Origin of the sequence: Paenibacillus whitsoniae (assembly GCF_003955665.1) — a bacterium.
Taxonomy (GTDB): Bacteria; Bacillota; Bacilli; order Paenibacillales; family NBRC-103111; genus Paenibacillus_E; species Paenibacillus_E whitsoniae.
Map to the genome: position 1 here is coordinate 73,595 of NZ_RXHU01000015.1, position 18,487 is coordinate 92,081.

13 protein-coding genes are annotated in these 18,487 nt (G+C 51.6%); 2 read left to right on the top strand and 11 right to left on the bottom strand.

The genetic code is table 11. The features are described from left to right. Nucleotides 1–52: 52 nt before the first annotated feature. A complete protein-coding gene (locus EJQ19_RS05050) occupies nucleotides 53–1,741 on the bottom strand; it encodes an extracellular solute-binding protein (RefSeq protein WP_206438365.1) in 1,689 nt (562 codons plus the stop codon). A gap of 256 nt (nucleotides 1,742–1,997) precedes the next feature. Between EJQ19_RS05050 and EJQ19_RS05055 the strand changes: the two genes are divergently transcribed. Further along, nucleotides 1,998–4,289, top strand: a complete 2,292-nt coding sequence (locus tag EJQ19_RS05055; RefSeq protein ID WP_126140106.1) for a helix-turn-helix domain-containing protein — start codon at nucleotides 1,998–2,000, stop codon at nucleotides 4,287–4,289. A 126-nt stretch (nucleotides 4,290–4,415) separates the two neighbouring features. Here EJQ19_RS05055 and EJQ19_RS05060 read toward each other — a convergent pair whose 3' ends face one another. Then, nucleotides 4,416–7,298, bottom strand: coding sequence for a golvesin C-terminal-like domain-containing protein (locus tag EJQ19_RS05060; RefSeq protein WP_164716328.1), 2,883 nt, complete (start codon nucleotides 7,296–7,298; stop codon nucleotides 4,416–4,418). Nucleotides 7,299–7,472: 174 nt separating this feature from the next. On the opposite strand from EJQ19_RS05060, the gene EJQ19_RS05065 reads away from it, so the two are divergent. Then, nucleotides 7,473–8,705, top strand: a complete 1,233-nt coding sequence (locus EJQ19_RS05065) for an MFS transporter (protein ID WP_126140108.1) — start codon at nucleotides 7,473–7,475, stop codon at nucleotides 8,703–8,705. 61 nt (nucleotides 8,706–8,766) lie between these two features. On the opposite strand, the gene EJQ19_RS05070 is transcribed toward EJQ19_RS05065, so the two are convergent. The 9 genes from EJQ19_RS05070 to EJQ19_RS05110 are packed head-to-tail and all read right to left on the bottom strand — an operon-like array spanning nucleotide 8,767 to nucleotide 18,482. Then, nucleotides 8,767–11,352: a DUF5054 domain-containing protein gene (locus EJQ19_RS05070; protein ID WP_126140109.1), complete on the bottom strand. Its 2,586-nt coding sequence runs from the start codon at nucleotides 11,350–11,352 to the stop codon at nucleotides 8,767–8,769. A 1-nt stretch (nucleotide 11,353) separates the two neighbouring features. Beyond that, nucleotides 11,354–12,133, bottom strand: coding sequence for a glycerophosphodiester phosphodiesterase (locus EJQ19_RS05075; RefSeq protein ID WP_126140110.1), 780 nt, complete (start codon nucleotides 12,131–12,133; stop codon nucleotides 11,354–11,356). After that, nucleotides 12,130–12,912 carry an MgtC/SapB family protein gene (locus EJQ19_RS05080; RefSeq protein ID WP_126140111.1) on the bottom strand — a complete coding sequence of 261 codons (783 nt, stop codon included), beginning with the start codon at nucleotides 12,910–12,912 and terminating at the stop codon, nucleotides 12,130–12,132. Before EJQ19_RS05080 ends, EJQ19_RS05075 begins: the two co-directional genes overlap by 4 nt. A 41-nt stretch (nucleotides 12,913–12,953) precedes the next feature. Continuing rightward, complete coding sequence (locus EJQ19_RS05085; protein ID WP_126140112.1) at nucleotides 12,954–13,673, bottom strand: ThuA domain-containing protein; 720 nt, start codon at nucleotides 13,671–13,673, stop codon at nucleotides 12,954–12,956. After that, on the bottom strand, nucleotides 13,670–14,761 hold the full coding sequence (locus EJQ19_RS05090; RefSeq protein WP_126140113.1) for a Gfo/Idh/MocA family protein: 1,092 nt from the start codon (nucleotides 14,759–14,761) through the stop codon (nucleotides 13,670–13,672). Before EJQ19_RS05090 ends, EJQ19_RS05085 begins: the two co-directional genes overlap by 4 nt. 29 nt (nucleotides 14,762–14,790) lie before the next feature. Beyond that, nucleotides 14,791–15,822 (bottom strand): LacI family DNA-binding transcriptional regulator, encoded by a 1,032-nt coding sequence (locus EJQ19_RS05095; RefSeq protein ID WP_126140114.1) that lies wholly within the window; start codon nucleotides 15,820–15,822, stop codon nucleotides 14,791–14,793. Between the two features lie 33 nt (nucleotides 15,823–15,855). Continuing rightward, nucleotides 15,856–16,425, bottom strand: a complete 570-nt coding sequence (locus EJQ19_RS05100; protein WP_126140115.1) for an HAD family hydrolase — start codon at nucleotides 16,423–16,425, stop codon at nucleotides 15,856–15,858. After that, nucleotides 16,403–17,434, bottom strand: a complete 1,032-nt coding sequence (locus EJQ19_RS05105) for an ABC transporter ATP-binding protein (RefSeq protein WP_126140116.1) — start codon at nucleotides 17,432–17,434, stop codon at nucleotides 16,403–16,405. Before EJQ19_RS05105 ends, EJQ19_RS05100 begins: the two co-directional genes overlap by 23 nt. Continuing rightward, entirely contained in the window at nucleotides 17,427–18,482 is a 1,056-nt protein-coding gene (locus EJQ19_RS05110; RefSeq protein ID WP_126140117.1) for an ABC transporter ATP-binding protein, read from the bottom strand. Before EJQ19_RS05110 ends, EJQ19_RS05105 begins: the two co-directional genes overlap by 8 nt. Nucleotides 18,483–18,487: the final 5 nt, after the last annotated feature.

Genomic DNA, 18,487 nt, shown 5'->3' on the forward strand with positions numbered 1-18,487 from the left:
AGAACCTCCCTGTATTGTGAAATAGGGGAATTTCTTCCCCCGGTTCAATGATCTATTTGTTATAGATGTCGCTGATATTAAACGATTGCGGATTTAATGCCTGTGGAAATTTTTTAATGAACCGATCGTAAGCACCCTGCCTAATTTTGTTGATATCCTCAATACCCAGTTTTTTGATTTGCTCCACATATTTATCCCACGTAGCATCCACATCTTCTTTGCCCATCAGCCACTTCAGGAACATTTCATCCTTATACGTGTTAATTTCATTTTGTTTGGTAGCTGTTTGAGAAACCTCGTCCGGTGTCAATGTTCCTCTATAGTTTTTATTCGCTTTAGTCACCTGCTTGGCATATTTCGTCCATGTTTTTAACGATTCTTGCTGCTGGGGCAATGCCATATATTGCTCAAAATATCGTTTATCCTGTACGAAAGGTCCGTCTTTAAAAGCACGGGCGTAAAACTGTCCCATCGTTGCAATGGGCTGACCGTTGGGATTATTCGTAACCAGCTCCGTATATTTGGGATATCCGTTCTCCATCTTATAGCTCACACCCTCTATACCGAAGTTATAGAGCATGGAGCCTTCCTTCGTATAGCCATAGTTCAGAAATGCAAGCGCTTCCTTTAGATGTTTCTTAGCTGAGCTTGTAACGTTCCAAGCGCCGCCGCCGGTCGTAGGTCCATCCTTCGGCATAAAGGGATTGAAGTCACCTTTGTTAAGGACGGGATATGGCATGGCGACCAAGTCAAATTTGGGATCCTTGTTCTTCATCAGCGGCAAGTATTTGCCAAGACCCGAGCCGGTGTTTCCGACGGTGGCGCCGGCTTGATTGCCGGTAATTTTGGCATCAATCGTTTTGGAATTATTCGTTGCCAATTCAGGATCCAAGAGACCTTCCTTGTACCATTGCACCATGGTCTTGGCATACTCTTTAAACCTAGGGTCGATCGCTCCATAGACAACCTTGCCATTCTCAATGAAATGATCCTGGTTAATCCCCCAGGCTCCTGTAAAGTAGATGCCTTTAATATTTCCGACATTTCCAGTTAAAGGCGCCGCCGCCCCCTTCTTTTCTTTGAACGCTTTCAGTACCGTATGCATTTCATCAATCGTTTCCGGCACTTGCAGTCCCAGTTCGTTCAACCAGTCCTTGCGCAAGTAACCGCCAAAGTACGTGTAGATACTCTCGTCACCTTTGAGGAAAGGGGCATAAAATTGCTGTCCACTCTCTGTTTCGACATCCATTAGCAGATCAGGATAGGCTTTATAGATTTTGGCAAGATCCGGTGCATACTTGGGTATTTCATTCTTGATGTCGATCAGGATGCCATCTTCGAAGGCTTTCACCCTTCCTCCCGGGTAGTCTCCAAAGGTGCCGACAATAAAATCGGGGATATCACCGGACGCCAGCATAAGATTAAATTGTTCCTTCGCCGAGCCCTCTGTAGGATGAATATACTCGAGGGTAACATTCAATCTCTTCTCCAGTTCTTTATTCAGGGCGGATTCGCTATAATTCTTCATAACCGCAAGCGCCGTGCTTGGCAGAGGCTCCCAGACGCGGAATTTTACCGGTTTCTCAAAAGGTAATTGGATTGCACTATCCGTCGGCGTCGAGTTCTTGGGTTCAACGCCCTTTTCCTCTACGCTGCATCCTGCCATCACCACAGATGAGAAAAGCGCAATCAGGATCGAACCGGTCGTGAACTTGGTCAAAGTCTTTTTACGTTTCAACATTGTTGCCTCCCCGTTTAAAATAAGTTTCATGATTTCCAATTGCTAGCGCCAGTATAGTTTTTCTATCCACATAGATCAATCACAATGCAACAGAATGCGTATTCAAATTCCCTAAAACGCAATATCAAATATGCGAAAACCATCATCAAAAACCAGAAAATGATGCAATACCGTATAGGATTCAAGGGAAATTGTGGTATTTTATACTATGTAGAAACGTTGGCTCTCCACTATTCCTGATACTGAGGGGGATCTCATGAATGTAAAGCGCGTTTTGAATACGAGAAGCAGTATCATTTACTCCCAAATATTGTCCTATATTTTGATTCTGCTCATTCCTATCATTTTCACGGGAATTGTGTATTGGGTGACTGTGAAGACCATTGATCAAGAAACAAACCGAGCAAATCTGGGTATGTTGAAACAAGTTCAACTGAATATGGACAACATCTTAAAGGATGCCGAGCGTTTAAGTTTTGATATCGCATTTAACCCGGATATTCAATTGCTGGCCACTTCGCAGGAAACGAACTGGTATAACAAGCAGTATGAAGTTTCCCAGATCGTCAAAGAATTCAAAAGGATGAATATCACGAATGGCTATATAGATAACTTTTATGTGTACCTGAAAAACTTGGATGCTGTGATTTCTTCAACAGCCGCTTCCAGAAGTAATTATATGTACCCTCTTCTTGTCAGTAACGGCATCCCGTATGAACAATGGATACATACACTACAAAATACGTATAGCGGCAGATACATCTCATTAGACAATAAGGCACATTCATCTGAGGATTCCGGATCGCTTGCTTACATGCGTTCAATCCCCATATCCAATTCAGAGAAGTCACTTGCCACAATCGTCATCCTGCTGAATAAAGAGCGTTTTACGGAAATGATTCAAAATATACAATTGGCGCAGTTTGGAAGTATTTTTATTTTGGATGGGGATAACAACATTCTGGCGTCGACCGCTTCTTTTCATTTATCGGACATTTTACAGGTGAATGAGCTGGGCGATAGCGATACGATGCTCGTGAAAGGGCAAGGGAAGGATTCGTTTATCATCTCCTATACGAAATCCGAAGTATCCAAATTAAAGTATGTTTCCATTGTTCGGCGAGAGATTGTGATGGAAAAAAGTGAGTTTACAGAAAAATTAATGATAGCCAGCATTATCTTATGTTTAATTTTTGGAGGAGCCGTATCGGTTTTACTTACATGGCGCAATTATAATCCAGTTCGCAATCTGATTCGTGTCGTCCAAAATGGAAAAGTAAAGAACGCTTTTGACAGATCCAGTAATGAATATCAGTTTATTTATGAGGCGATCCAGGATGCACTTCAAGAAAAGGAACAAATCAACCTGAAACTTAAACAGCAAAGCAGTGTCGTTAGAGCGGATTTTCTACACAAGCTAGTAAAGGGAAAATTTGGCAACATATCGGTACATCACAATGCCTTTTACGCGCTTGACATGCAGTTTATCTCCAACGAGTTTATCGTAGTGCTCTTATCCATAGAAGAGAAAGGCAAGCTGATTTCCTTAGGGGCTGAAGATGATTTTGAAGCGAAGTCAAAGCTCCCCAGCTTTGTGATCACCAATGTTTTTGAGGAGCTCTTGGGACACAGGTATAAAAACTTCGTTACAGAAATTGATGAGAAAATCGTATTCCTCGTGAACCTGCAGGACTCTGAGGCGGAAGATCATGTGCAGGAAATGGTGAGCATAACAGAAGAGCTGCAAAATTTTTTCGGCACCTATTACAACATGACTCTGACCGTTTCGATCAGCGATCCCCACACGGGTGTCCATGGGATGCAAGATGCCTATCAGGAAGCAGTAGAAGCCCTGGAATACAAATTGATTGCCGGCAACGGAACGATCATCAGCTTCCAAAGTCTGAAACATACTGTCAGAGATTATTTCTATCCTCTTGAAAAAGAGCAAAAATTAGTGAATTGTATTAAATCCGGGGAGTTTGAGAAGGGTAAGCAATTACTTGATGACATCATTCACTCCAACTTTATTGACGGCACTCCCACTGCAGAGATGACAAGGTATTTCATGTTCGACCTCGCAAGTACAGTCGTAAAAACAGTAAAAGAACTATTTGCTGACGAGCCGGTGGAAAAACTATTTACCTGTGAAACCATAGCTGATTTGCAGGAGGAAATTACTAACACGTTATCCTCCGTATGTAACCGCATACAAGCCAAAACCGGTAATCGTTCCTATGAATTGAGCAAGAGTATTATGGAGTTTGTGAACAGCCACTATGGAGAAGTTACCTTGAATGTTGCGATCATTGCAGAACATCTGGGGATTACCCCCAGCTATATGTCCAAGCTCTTCAAAGAGCAAACCGGAGAAACCTTGCCGGATTACATCAATAAGGTAAGGCTGGAAAAAGCGAAAGTATTATTAAAAGAAGAAAAGCTCAATATCTCCGACGCGGCTGTCAAAGTCGGGTATTTAAACAGCAATGCGTTAATACGCAGTTTTAAGAAATACGAGGGCATTACCCCAGGTAAATATAAAGTGTAAGGATCTGAAAATCGCATCGCTTCCTGCCAAGCAGCAAGTCAACTAACTTGCAGATGCCATAAAATAGCAACTGGCGTACGATCCCAGCAATGAGATCGTACGCCAATTTGTTCTTGACGATGCACCCTACGTGACGGTCACTCGCACCGTCTTTTTAAACAGCCCGATGCCGTACGACACATCGAGATAGCTCACCCCGCTCGGCACGGTCAACGTGGCCGTGAAATAATAATCGTTCACGCTAGCCTCGCTAAGCGTGACCTTGCTCCGCGCGCCGGCGCTCGTCGTGACGACGACCTGGCCGGTCTCCACCGCCGCCTCATTGAAATTCAGCGGCGCTTTCAATTTAATGCCAACGACCGAGCCGGCGGCGGCGGCGCTTATTTCGCTGCTGAAGGAAGCGTTCATCACCTTCAGCTCCAGATCGTCTGCGGCGGCGTAAGCGAGGGAGTCGTTCCATGCGGTGTTGAACGCGACCCAGCCTTCGGTGTAGCCGTAGTCCGCGGTCGGCGAGAACGGATACGCCGACTCCTTCGGCGCGCCGTCCAGCACACCGGGGACACTCATCAAATCCCCGTAGCCGCCATTTAGAAACGTAAACCACCCCTTATCCACCCCGGCAATCTCGGTAGGCGCGTCATAGCTGAAATGCCGCCCGAACGGGTTGCGGCCGAATACATCATCGATCTGCGCGATGCCGATTTGCTGCAGCCTGCTCTTCACAGCCGGGTCCGTCAGCACCCGACGCGCCGCGTATGCGGACGCTTGGAAGCCAGCCGGGCTGCCCGGCTCATTGTACGCGCTGAGTCCGCCGGTCCACTGGTCCAGCGTGCCGGTGCCGTCCTGCGGATCGGCGTATTTGCGCAGATCCCACAGATTGGCGGATCGCTTGATCATCAGATCGCTCCAACCGGCAATTTTGGCCGAGAGTCCAGGTGGCGCCTGCGCCCCGTACATCTCTTGAAAATACGCCAAAGCCTCCATCGTCACATGCTCGCTCATGCGCTGCCCCTTGGTGTTGGCCGGATCATTCAAATTCACACTGTTCACAAGCCACGCGCAGTTGTTATACGCCGCATCCCAGAACGCCTGCGCATTCGGGAGTCCGTCTCTTTTGGCCACTTCGTACATCATCAAGTTCGAAACGATCGCGTAGCCAGGCGGCTGCTGGCCTTTAATCGTGCCGATGACCGACTGCGTCGCAAACAGATTGTTGTCGCTCGAACCACCGACATCGTACCACTGCAGACTGCTGTTCGGATTCGACCACTGCGCGACAGTAAAGTCCCGAATTTGCGCATAAAAGCTGGCGCTCACATACTGGCTAATCTCCGGATAAATGTACAGGAAATACGCCAGCTGCCCTTTAATCAAGGCATGCAAGTCCTTGCCTTCATTGACCTTCAGATCGTAATACCGCTCGGCGGCAAATTTCATAAGCCAGATGATGTCGGGTTCATTTTGCACGCGAAGGTCGGGGTACTCGGTCGTGCTCAGATTGGAAATTCCGTACGGCATCCGTTCGTAAGCGCTGGGGTTCGCCATGTACTGCAGGACGAGGGAATTCAGCTCAAAAGAAAACTGATGGCTGTCCCGCCAGCCATACCCCGTGTTGCCGCCGACATCGAACGTGTCCTGCCGGGATTGGTCCATGAACCGCAGTGCCGGCCCAATCGACACCCGCTGCATCCAGTACTTGCCAATCGCGAACGGGTAGGAGTTTTGGCCGCCGCTCTGCACGTAGTATTCTGCAACACTACTTGGATTCCATGCTGAAAAATCCGCAATCTGCCCGCTCACACTGCCTGTAAACACCGTGCTGTTGTCCGAAACCTTTTTCACGTAAAAAGGGGTCCCGTCCGCCACGTTCGTCACCGTCGCCCGCTTCGGCTTATCGAGGTCGTAGCCGCTCTGATTCACAAAAACCGCCACCGTTGTCGTATCTCCGTTCCCGCCTGGCGGCGTCTGCGGCTCCGCGCTGTTCGCGGTGTATTCAACTTTGACCGCATTGGCCCGCGTATTGCCGGAGATGACGTTCAGCGTCACAGTTAACGCTGTCCCTGAAGCGGCGCTGACAGTTGCGATGAGATTCCAGCCGTTCGGGTTCAGCGTTTGATTCACACTTTTCGTCCACGTACCATCTAACGAGTTGATCATGTATTGGGCGTTTGTCGTGTTGTTGCTCGTCGGATACCAGACGTACACGTTGTAATTGCCGGTTGCCGGGGCATACTGACTCCATTTGGCCGTGCTGCCGCCCGTCGTCGAATATCTGGTAGCGCTTCCATTATAACCGGACAGCGAGCTGTTGAGCCAAGTGCCGGACTCCATGTAACTGGCGTCGCCGTTCAGCATCACGATGGGCGCAACTGCCGCTCCATCATCCACCGTCAATGAATCAAAGCTGGCGCTCTGCCCGTACGTGCGCAGCCCGACCGCCCCTTGCGTGATCGTCGCATCGGTCACCGTAATCTTGGCTGTTGCGAGATCATCCACATACCCCTTCAGCGTAGAGCCGTTCATCTCCAGCTTTAGCGTATGCCACGTATTCAAGTCCATCGTATAAGGGGAAGAACCGAGCAGCGTAAACGTCCCTCCGCTTTTGCGGTACAGCTGAAGACCGCTCGTGGCGTGCAGCCGCAGCAAATAATAGTTATTGCCGTCCGCATAACGGCCAATAACGCCGGAAGCCGCCGTCGCGTTCATCGTGTTCAGCTTCATTTCAGCCGACACGGTGTAATTCGCCCAGCTTGAATTCCCCGCGTACGTGAGCGATTCAGCCGTTGAGCCTGTGCCGGACTGTTTGTACACATAAGTACCGTCGATCACTACCGACCAGCTTCCGCTCGAAGCCGTCCAACCCGTCGCATTGCCGTCCTCCCAGTTATCGCTGAATATCGCAGCGGCATACGCCGATCGCTCCAGGGGCAATCCCCCGAAAGCCAACGTCAGCAAACAAATGAACAAGACGCCCATTCTCACCTTTTGACCCCAGCCCCTCCTGCTCATTACCACGCACCTCCCCATGGTTCGGTTTCGCACTTCACTTTACTCATATGATGCGAAAACAGGGAAAAGCACGTGGAGAAGCGGCTATGATGAAAACGTTTTACACGTGTATGCATGAAAAGGCTGAATCGGTGGAAAATAGAGGTAAACGCCGGTAGATAGGAGCGCGGACTTATGCAAATGACTACTTTACTGCGGGAACCCGCAAAGCGAAAATTACTGCTCAGCGCAGGGCTCAGCTGGCTGTTCGATGCGATGGATGTCGGCATCGTCTCATTTGTCGCGGCGGCGCTGGCCGCGGAATGGAAGCTGGGCCCGCAGCAGATCGGCTTCCTGGCCGCGATCAATTCGACGGGCATGGCGGTGGGCGCAGCCTTGGCGGGAGCGTATGCCGATCGGTTCGGGCGGCGCGCTGTGCTGGTGGCGACCTTGCTCATTTTCTCCGTCGCCAGCGGACTTTCCGCCTTCGCGACCGGCTTCGCCATGCTGTGCGCGCTGCGCTTCGTAACCGGCTTCGGACTCGGCGGCGAACTGCCGGTAGCGTCCACGCTGGTGTCGGAATCTTTCCCGGCCAGGGATCGCGGGTCAGCCGTCGTGCTGCTCGAGAGCTTCTGGGCGGCGGGCTGGATCGCAGCAGCGCTGATTTCCTTCTTCGTCATCCCCGTCTACGGGTGGCGGGCGGCTTTTCTCATCGGAGCGATCCCGGCCATTTATGCGATCTATATCCGGCGCGCCATACAGGACTCCCCTCGATTTCAGGGTGAGCGCAAGCTGCCGTTCCGCTCGCGTATCGCAGCCGTCTGGTCAGCGCCGTACCGATCCTCCACAGTGGCCTTGTGGGTGCTGTGGTTTTTCGTCGTTTTCTCGTATTACGGCATGTTTCTGTGGCTGCCGACCGTCATGGTGCTCAAGGGCTTCAGCCTCGTCAAGAGCTTCTCCTACGTGCTGATCATGACCTTGGCGCAGCTGCCCGGTTATTTTACAGCGGCCTACTTCATTGAAAAATATGGCCGCAAGTTCGTGCTCGTCACCTACTTGCTGCTCACCGCCGCGAGCGCAGTGTGGTTCGCTTCCGCGGTCAGCGAAGGCGCGCTGATCGCCGCCGGGCTCTGCCTCTCCTTCTTCAACCTTGGCGCTTGGGGCGCCATGTATGCGTACACGCCCGAGCTGTACCCGACGGCCATCCGTTCCACGGGCGCCGGGTTCGCCGCGGCGTTCGGCCGGATCGGCGGCATTCTGGGGCCGTATCTGGTCGGCTTTCTCGTCGCGCGGGCGTATAAGGTTACCGCCGTGTTCGGGATTTTTTTCGCGGCGATTGTGGTCGCCGCGCTGGCAGTGCTCCTCTTCGGCCGCGAGACGAAGGGGACGGATCCGGACGGGTTGCCGGCGGGCCGGCCGTTGGAATAGCAAAGAGCTCATCTCTGGCTGGAGATGAGCTCTTTGCTATTCGTAACAGGTACCCGCGAGCTTATGGCAGCGCCGCCAGGAAAAGCTTCAGCGTTACAATGCCAAACGGCTGCATGGCCACCGTGAGCGTATCGCCGCCGCTGAAGCCGGCAACCGCCTGCACGTCTCGCTCCACGAGGTCGCACACGACAGCTGATGCGATCGTTTTCGTGAATGACAGCGTCACGGTGGAGCGGACGTCGTGCAGATTTTGCAATCGCAGCACGTACGCATCGTCTCTCTCGGCCTTTTTGAAGGCCAGGATCTGAACCCCCTCTACGCTTTCCTTAAGGAAGCTATAGCTGGAAGGGCTGTCAGGGTCCCAAGCGGCTGTCGCTTGAAGCGGTGTGAACGCCTCCAACGCTGCCTGCTGCACGCGCCCCTGCTTCCAATCCCCGGCATGCGGAGCAAGCCGGAACGCGTAGTGAAAGCTTCCGCCGAGCCACTGCGGGAAGTTGGTTCCCCATTGATTGTTGAACAAGTTAAAATGCAAATCAGGCTGCTGCGGTGTATACGTCTTCGAGTATTGGTAGATCCCTTTTTCGCCGATGGAGAACAACGGCGTATCCATGGGCATAATCGCCAGTCCGACAGGGCCATCCTGGACATCGACCCAGTGACTTGCGCAATGGAGACGTGTATTTGCACCTTTCTCGATGTCTGCCAAGGGGTTCACAACGCTGCCCAGCTTCTGGAAGCGATAGCTCGGATGGGCTGCGTTCAACGCAAAAGTGAAATGCCCGCTCTCGGCATATGCGGTAGAAGCTTTGCGAAGGACATGAACCCCCAGATCCGCAAAGGGCTGCCCCTCATCCAAACGGATCGATAAACGAACTTCTTCCCCGTTTCCGAACCTCTCCCAGCTTTCCTCGGGGGTCGTGAAATGAATCTCAATCGCGCCCCAACCCTCGCCATTCGAAATGCTCACTTTCTTGAGCTGAACGGCATAACTTTGATGATCGATTCGCGGGTAGCCGGGCTTGCCAAAATCATTGACATACCAATCGGTTAAATCGTAGCTGTACGCTTTGACAAAATCCAGGATCTCTACTTTCCCATAGACCTCGTACTCGTACCGGCCGAAGCTTCCGCCCGCGGCCCATTCTTTCTGATTCCGCTTATCATAAAAGCTGACAATCGCGCCGGTTGCCTGACTAACCTCAATGCGTATCGTCTGATTCTCCAGAACTGCATGTCCCGAAGCGATCCCGGCCATTTCGCCTGCCTTTTCCGCTTCCGAATTCGCTTCAAAAACAAACGTCCGGTAACGCATGGGACCGATCCTGTCGAGGCAGACCTCGCCGTCTCTATTCACGCGATACGTTTCCTGCGTCTCTCGGTCTATCAGCGTTCCGCTTCCATAAACATCCAGCGATACCTTCGCCGTCCTGCGTTCCCAAGCAGACGGGTTGTACACGCCGACAATTGCCGAGCCCTCCGCGGTCAAAGGGCGAAGCCGGCTTAATGCTTCCTCGGCACGATCGACGTAGGCTTTCTGCTCAAGCCAGGATGCTTCCGTCTTCGCATAGGAGTCCGGGAATCGCTCACGGTCCTTCGCCATGGCTTCTTTCCCGAAAGCGCGCATGCTATTGCGACCGGGCAGCAAGTTCGACTTGATGTCGATCCCCCAGGTATGCTCGCCAAACAATAAGGTATGCTCATAGGCATCCGCGATAACCGCAGCGTCGCACTTATCGCCTAAACCTTGCACAGCTGCGAGCGTCGATAAGCTCTCCAGCTTGGCAATCGCCGGGCGCAATCGGCGAACACGGGCTACTTCCTCCGGATAGGTGCCGATGCCATGAATCCAGGTATCCGCCAAATCCTTGCGGACCACGGGGATATCCTGGAAATCCCTGCGTATAAAATCCTGTGCAAAATCATCCATGGTTCCGATTTTCACCACGGTATCAGGATACTTCTTGGCGATTTCGGCTAACAAGCCTCGCACGGCATGGCCGTCATGAGGCCCATCGTTATCCGACGTTTGCAGCAGTGCAAGCCAGATCGGATAGGGCCAGTCGTCGGGAGGCGTCAGGTCCGTGCCGTACGCTCCTTTGGAATAGTAGGTCAGCACCCTGCTGCCATCGGGTCCTTCCCATTGAAACAATCGAGGGACATCAACAGGCGCCGAGCATGCGTTAACACCAAGATGCAAAAATTCAATCCCTGCCTGTTTCAGCAGGGTGGGCAGCATCCAAGTGTGGCCGGGGACGTCTGTCATTTTCGCGGAGATTGCCGTATGTCCGTATTGTTGGCGCAGGTTCTCCGAGTAATAGAGCCCCCGGATATATTCCTCTGTCCCGCAAAACTCCGTATGTGTCGTAAAAGGAAGCCCATGCCACCGCAGCTGGCCGTTACGAATGAGCGCCTCGATCCTCGCTTTCCTTTTCGCATCCTTGGTGTCCAAGCACACACTCAGCATCCAGGCGGGAAGCGTCCAGACATAATGATGGTCAGGCCCGTCCGCTTTCGTTTCTTCACACACCGACGCCACTTCATCCATCATCTGCTCTTTGTACTGCGTGACAACATGGCTGGCCAAATCCGTAAAGCCCAGATCTACATGAGTTTTAAAAACAATATAAATTTTCTCCAACTGTTTCACGTCATACGCCTCCGCTGTCGTTCAAATGATCGCCCATTTTCAGCTGCTTAAGTGCTATCAACGCCTGGACATTCCGAGACGTAATCGACTGCACGCCCATTTCAACAAACGGCTTCATCGCTTCTTGCTCATCCACGGTCCATACATAGACGTCCAGCTGATGTTGTGCCGCAATTTCGAGAAGATCGGGTTGAACCAGACGATAATTCACATTAATCCCAAAACAATTGGCGCTCCTCGCATCCTCACAGCTCCAATGCGCGGCATCCCCATAAGCGTTTGCTTGAAATAATGCCGGATCGACGTTCAACAGCTTGCGGAGGCGCGGATTCGAGCGCTGAACGAGACGAGCGCGGCTGGCCTCGCATCCGCTGAGCAGAACTTTATCGTATAAGTCATGCTCATCAACCATACGGGAGACGGGTTCGATGCAGGCATCCGATTTCAGGTCCAGATTCATCCTTGCGCCTGAAGCCTGCAAAAGCGGCAGAACGGACGCTAACGGTAAGAGACGCATCGCTTCGTTAGATTTCCCGTCAGGCGCCTTGAACACACTCGTCTCGATGTCCGCATACCTCGTCTGCGCAATGCTGTATGCCGTTCCCTCCACTGCAGCTACGCGATCATCATGTGCGAGAACTAAGACACCGTCAGCCGTAACGCGGATGTCGTCTTCCACAATGTCCGCTCCGCTGCGGAAGGCAGTTTCGATGGACAGCCGGCTGTTCGCAGGCGTCCCCATACAGCCGGTATGTGCCGTAATTAACGGGAACGGCTTCATGCTTTTCCCCTCGCTTCCTGCACAGGATGAATGGCGCGGTCCCCGATGTCCAAGGATCGCACTTGGGATTCGATTCCCAGCACAAACTCTAGCGCACGAATTCTTTCCAAGGCCATCATGAGCTTGGTTGGATGAGGAACCGCAAGAACAAAATGCATATGGAGAAACGACGCGTCTTCGGCATCCCGTTTTGTGTTTGCGCTGTCGTGGACCGTCTTCACTTTGACAATTTGAAGCCCTTCTTCAACAAGCGTCGTCACGATTTGCCCCAACGCGCTCGGGGTATTCCGCGCCTGAATCGTAAGCTCCTGATTGCGGCGGTTGCGCATCACATATTTCTCCCATTTATTAAGCACGAGCAGGCTGACTAATAGCAGCGCTGTACAGCAATAAGCCGCATATTCAAAGCCAGCGCCTATGCACAGTCCTATGGCCGCCACGACCCAGATGGATGCGGCCGTCGTTAATCCGCTGATCACCGAGCCGTTTCTTAGAATAGCGCCCGCTCCAATGAAACCGATCCCGCTCACCACCTGCGCCGCGATGCGCGCCGGATCGATCCGAACATTCGTTTCATTCACGAATTGGGAGAACCCGTAAATCGAGAGCAGCATGATGGTCGTAGACCCCAGACAGACGAGAATATGCGTCCGGAAACCCGCGGCATGGTTATGCCATTCCCGTTCAATGCCAACCGCACCCCCCATAAGAACGGCTAATACGAGCCGCAGAAACAGCTCGCCGTGACTAATCGTCCACACACTTGCGGATGCCGTCATCGAGCGGGGTCACTTCCCTTCAACAATTAAGTAGGCTGAGCTTACTTTCTAATTTCCTCCAGCGGCGTATGATGACCATAAAAGGTTTTCGCTCTTTGGGTCGGAGCCGTCCACTTCACGGCATTCGCGATGACGCGTTGAACGTCCTTATTGTGGTAGGTCGGGTAGGTTTCATGGCCAGGACGGAAATAGAAAATTTTTCCTTGGCCGCGACGGTACGTGCAGCCGCTTCGGAACACCTCGCCTCCCTGGAACCAGCTGACGAGAATTAATTCCTCTGGTGTCGGGATGTCAAAATGCTCACCGTACATCTCTTCCTCGGCCAGATCAATGTAGGGTCCAACTCCCTCGACGATGGGATGGGACGGGTCCACCACCCACAGCCGCTCTTTCTCATCCGCTTCCCGCCACAGCAGGTCACAGGAGGTGCCCATCAATTTCCGGAATAGCTTGGAGTGGTGACCGGAGTGCAGCACGATGAGGCCCATGCCTTCATGCACACGTTTGCAAATACGGTCCACGACATGATCCTGGAACCCCTTATGCTCCACATGCCCCCAGTAAATCAGAACATCCGTCTGATCGAGCCTTTCTTGCGTCAAGCCATGCTCAGGCTCTTGAAAGGTCGCGCAAGTAATCTCCAAGCCCTCCTGACGGATTCCATCCGCTATCGCACCGTGCATGCCAGCCGGATAAATGCGGGCCACTTCCTCTTTGCGCAGCTCTTGCAGAAATTCATTCCATATCGTCACTCGAATCACACAAGCCCCTCCTTCTGGGTGAGATCTGTATGCAGTGTTCTCGACTTGCCGTCTTTCGCCGAGTCGATGATCGCTTGCAGCACCTGCTGGTTCCGATAGCCGTCGATCAGCGTGGGGACCGTCGTCGTACCCTTCTGTTCCAAGTAATCTACAAAATCCTGCAGCATCCCCTTAAACTGTTTCCCATCCAAATGAATGCACGTCTCGGTCAATTGGTGATTGACCCCGGCTCGCAGCGTCAGATGCACTTCATTCGGCCGTTCGACGGCAATACGGACGGTGCCCAGATCGCCGAACAAGGTGACGTTGAATTGATTGCCCGTGCCGATCGCATTTTTATGGGTATAGAATGATCCCATCACGCCGCCTTCGAGGATGCATTGAAAGCTGGTAAAGTCGTCTACATCGACTTCCCGCAGCTCACCCGTTCGCGCATCCGGGCGCCGATCGATGAACGTGCTCATAAGCCCCGACACCTGAACAAACTCGCCTACAAAAAAGCGCGCCGCATCCACCATATGCGATCCGATATCCGCCAAAATGCCGGACCCCGCCATCGCTTGACTGAAACGCCACGTGTACGGCTTGTTGAACATCGGCGCATTTTCTTCTTGCAAATAGTGCGCCGCGATATGCCGAATACGGCCCAGCGTCCCTTCGGCGACGAGCTGCTTCACATATTGGAAGCATGGCCGATACCGGTAAGAAAAGCCGATCATGCAAGGAATCGGATTGTGCTCATATAAATTCGCTAATTCATCCGCCTCTTCCATCGTTCGGGTAAAAGGCTTCTCCGAAAAGATCGGCTTGCCGCAGGCAATCGCCGTTTTCAAAATATCCGCATGAAACTGATTGGAGACACCAGAGATGAGAAAATCAATGTCAGGGTCCGCGATAATCGCCGTAAATTCGCTGTACCGCTTTTCAGCCGGCACATGCAGACGATCCCCAACCTGTTCAACCGCCTTCGTATTGACATCACAGATGGCTGCAATCTGTACGTTCTCGACTTTCGCCAAGTGATTCATATGGTAGTCGCCAATTCCGCCTAAGCCGATGATGCCTGCTTTCCATTCTCTGCGATTCATCCCGTCCACGCTCCCAATTATGCGCCGATTCACGAACTGATCGTCGACACGGAGTTACGTTCAATGATCTTGCTTTCAACGATCACATGCTCAGGGAACTCTCCTTGCAGCACGCCCAGTTGGTTCATCAACAATCGGACCGATTGCGCGCCTAATTCCGATGGCTGCAAATCCATGCTCGTCAAGGAAGGATCCGATTGCACCATCATCGAGAGATCGCCGCATATGACAAATAGCGAGACATCTCCCGGCACGTTGAGATTCAAATCCTTGAGCGCCTTGAGCGTGCTGAAAGCCGTACGATCGTCATCGGCGATAATGGCGGTTACCTTCCTCCGCTCGGTGCCGAGAACACGGATGGTCTCTGCATAGCCATAATCGAGGTATTCGCTTGAATTCAGGGCCGGTTTATGATGAAGCATATGCGCTTCCACCGGCAATCCGTGCTTCTCCAGCGTTTGGATAAAGCTGGCTTTCCGGTCGAGCGACACGGTCATCAACGCATTCGCGTTAAGAAACATGATAGCGGTATGCCCTTTGTCGATTAAATATTCGCAGATGCTGCGCATGATCTGGGGATTATCGTTATCCACGCTCGTAAAATGGGCAATCTCCTCATTCATCACCTTTCCGACGGTGACGAAAGGAATCTGCCCCGCATGCATCAGCGCAATTCGCTCGTCATTCGTGGTTGGACTCATGACGACCGCACCGTCAATCGGATAACTCGTTAAAAACGGTGTTTGCACCTGCTGCTCAGGGATGATGTCCAGCAATACCCTGTATCCATAATACGAGGCTTCCAAAATAACCCCATTAATGAACTGAGTATGGAACAGGCTAAAAAAGAAGCTGCCATGCGGAATGGTGAGTCCAATCGCCATCGTTTTCTTCGTGACCAAGCTTCGCGCCGTATGATTCGGGACGTAATTCAACTGTCTGGAAACGCGCAGCACACGCTCTCGAACTTCATCGCTTGTCGGCCTTTTTTGGCTGAATACGTTGGAAACCGTTCCCTTGGAAACCTTCGCCAGTCTTGCAACATCATCAATTTTTGCCATGTTCGGATAAACATCCCTTCATTCCAATATCCCTTATGCTAATTGTTCATTAAGCCTCTCTACCAAATCGATCAATTCAACCGGATTGTGAATGGTATACTTCGGAATTTCGCTTTCATCCCCGTGCACCTTCGGATATCTCGGCGTCCAGCTCAGGAAAATACTCGTGATCCCCATCTGATTCGCCCCTTTCACATCGCGGCTCAAATTGTTGCCTACCATCACAATGCGGGAGCAATCCTGCTCTGTCAGTTCCAATGCCCCGAGCGCGGCCTTAAACATGCGCGGACTCGGTTTGGCGGCTTTAATCGTCTCGGAATATATCATTGTTGTAAAATAATCATACAAGCCATGGTCGGTCAACATGTTTTTGAACGATTGCGCCCGGCCATCGGCCACCAAGGCCAAGGTGTACCCCCGCTCAGCAAGCGTCCTGACCATGGTGTCCGCCCCTGGAATCAGGTCCGCTTTAATCACGACATCCTGGTCATCTCTAATTTCCGTACCTTCATCTATGATGGTATCTCCGCAATCCAGAAATACAATCAGCTTCTTGGCATTCGGATCGATCGCTTTCGAATCATTGGTTAGCTGCCTCGCCATGAACGACACCTCTTAAGTTTAATTGTTCTGCATAATGACACGCTACATAATGTTTGCTGCCGATGTCCTGCAGCTCCGGCGCTTGCTGCACACACCTGTCCGTTTTGTACCGGCATCTGGGATGAAAATGGCATCCGCTCGGCGGATTCGCCGGGTTGGGCACTTCGCCTTCGAGGATGATACGTTCCTTCTTATAATCCGGATCAGGCTCAGGCACCGCAGACAACAGCGCCTCTGTATACGGATGCTTGGGCGCGTCGAACAGCGCGTCGACAGGCGCTAGCTCAACGATTCTCCCCAAGTGCATGACCGCCACGCGATCGGAAATATTTTGCACAATAGATAGATCGTGCGAGATGAAGATATACGTAATCTGGAATTGCTTCTGCAGATCCTTCAGCAAATTAATAATTTGCGCTTTAATCGATACGTCCAGCGCAGACACCGCTTCATCGCAGACGATCAGCCTAGGCTGGGAAATCAGCGCCCGCGCAATCGCAATCCGCTGCCGCTGCCCGCCGGAGAAAGCATGCGGATACCGCTTAAGGTAGCTGACATTCAATCCGGTTTTTTCCGCGATCAAGGTTACTTTTTCGTCCAGCTCCGCCTTCGACAGCTTAAAATTGGCGAGCAGCGGCTCGGAAATAATATCATATACACTCATGCGCGGGCTAAGCGAGGAGTACGGGTCTTGAAAAATCATTTGAATGTTTTTTCTGTATTTTTTAAACGCTTTGCCGCGCAGCCCTAGAAAATCAATCTCTTCCTCGTTTTCCGTATGATACATCACTTGTCCCGAGGTGGCGTCCATGCCCCGCACGATGCATCGGCCGAGCGTCGTTTTGCCGCAGCCCGATTCACCGACAATGCTGAGCGTCTCGCCTTCCATCAGCTCAAAGGAAACGTCACTTAACACGCGCACAGAAGTCGGCTTGCTGAATAGTTTATTTGTGGCTTTCACTTCATAATGCTTCGTTAATTGATGAACTTTTAATATCGGTTTAGACATCTGTTTTCTCCTCACCTTCTTCCTTGTAAAGAAAACATCTGACCATATGGTTATCGGATATCCGGGTTTTCGGGACGGCACTTGCATTGCATACGCCTTCCATTCTGTCTTTGCACCGTTCGTAAAAGCCGCACATCGGAGGCATATCAATCGCCATCGGAACAGTACCCTCGATCGATTCCAGTCGGGTATGGCGATTCCCGGCCAATCGCGGCATCGAGCTCAGCAATCCTTTGGTGTACGGATGTTTGGGATTGTTGAAAATTTCACTCACCGTTGATTGCTCTACGATTTTTCCCAAGTACATCACCGCCACTTCATCACACATCTCCGCGATGATGCCCAGATCGTGCGTGACCAGCAGGATCGCCATGCCAAGCTCCTTTTGCAGCCCCTTCATGAGCTCCATCACCTGGGCTTGTATCGTAACATCCAGCGCAGTCGTCGGCTCATCGGCGATCAGCAGCTCCGGATTGCACGATAAGGCCATGGAAATCATGGCGCGCTGGCGCATGCCTCCGGAAAATTCATGCGGATATTGATGAAATCGCTTCTCCTGATCGGAAATCCCGACTTTTCCGAGCATTTCTAAGGCGATTTTCTTGGCTTCTTTCTTATTCTTCGTCCGATGGATCAGGATGGATTCCATAATCTGATTCCCGATCGTATACATGGGGGAAAAGGCCGTCATCGGCTCCTGAAAAATCATCGCAATTTTCCGACCGCGAATCGTTCGTATTTGCTTGCTGCGCGGATGCAGCGACAGCAGGTCCAACTGATTCAGCGACTTCTCCGAAGCGGAATGATACACAATTTTCCCGGAGGTCTCGCACTCTTTGGGATTAATGCTGATGATGGCTCTGCTCGTTAAGCTTTTTCCACAGCCGGATTCGCCGACGAGCCCCAGTGTCTTGCCTTTTTTGATCTCAAAATCAACCCCGTCAACGGCTTTCATTTCCCCATTATCCATCTGAATGCGAATCTTCAAATCCTGAACAGACAGCAGAGGCTGCTCAGCTTGTAAATCGACAGCAGCTCTTAAGGTCATGGACG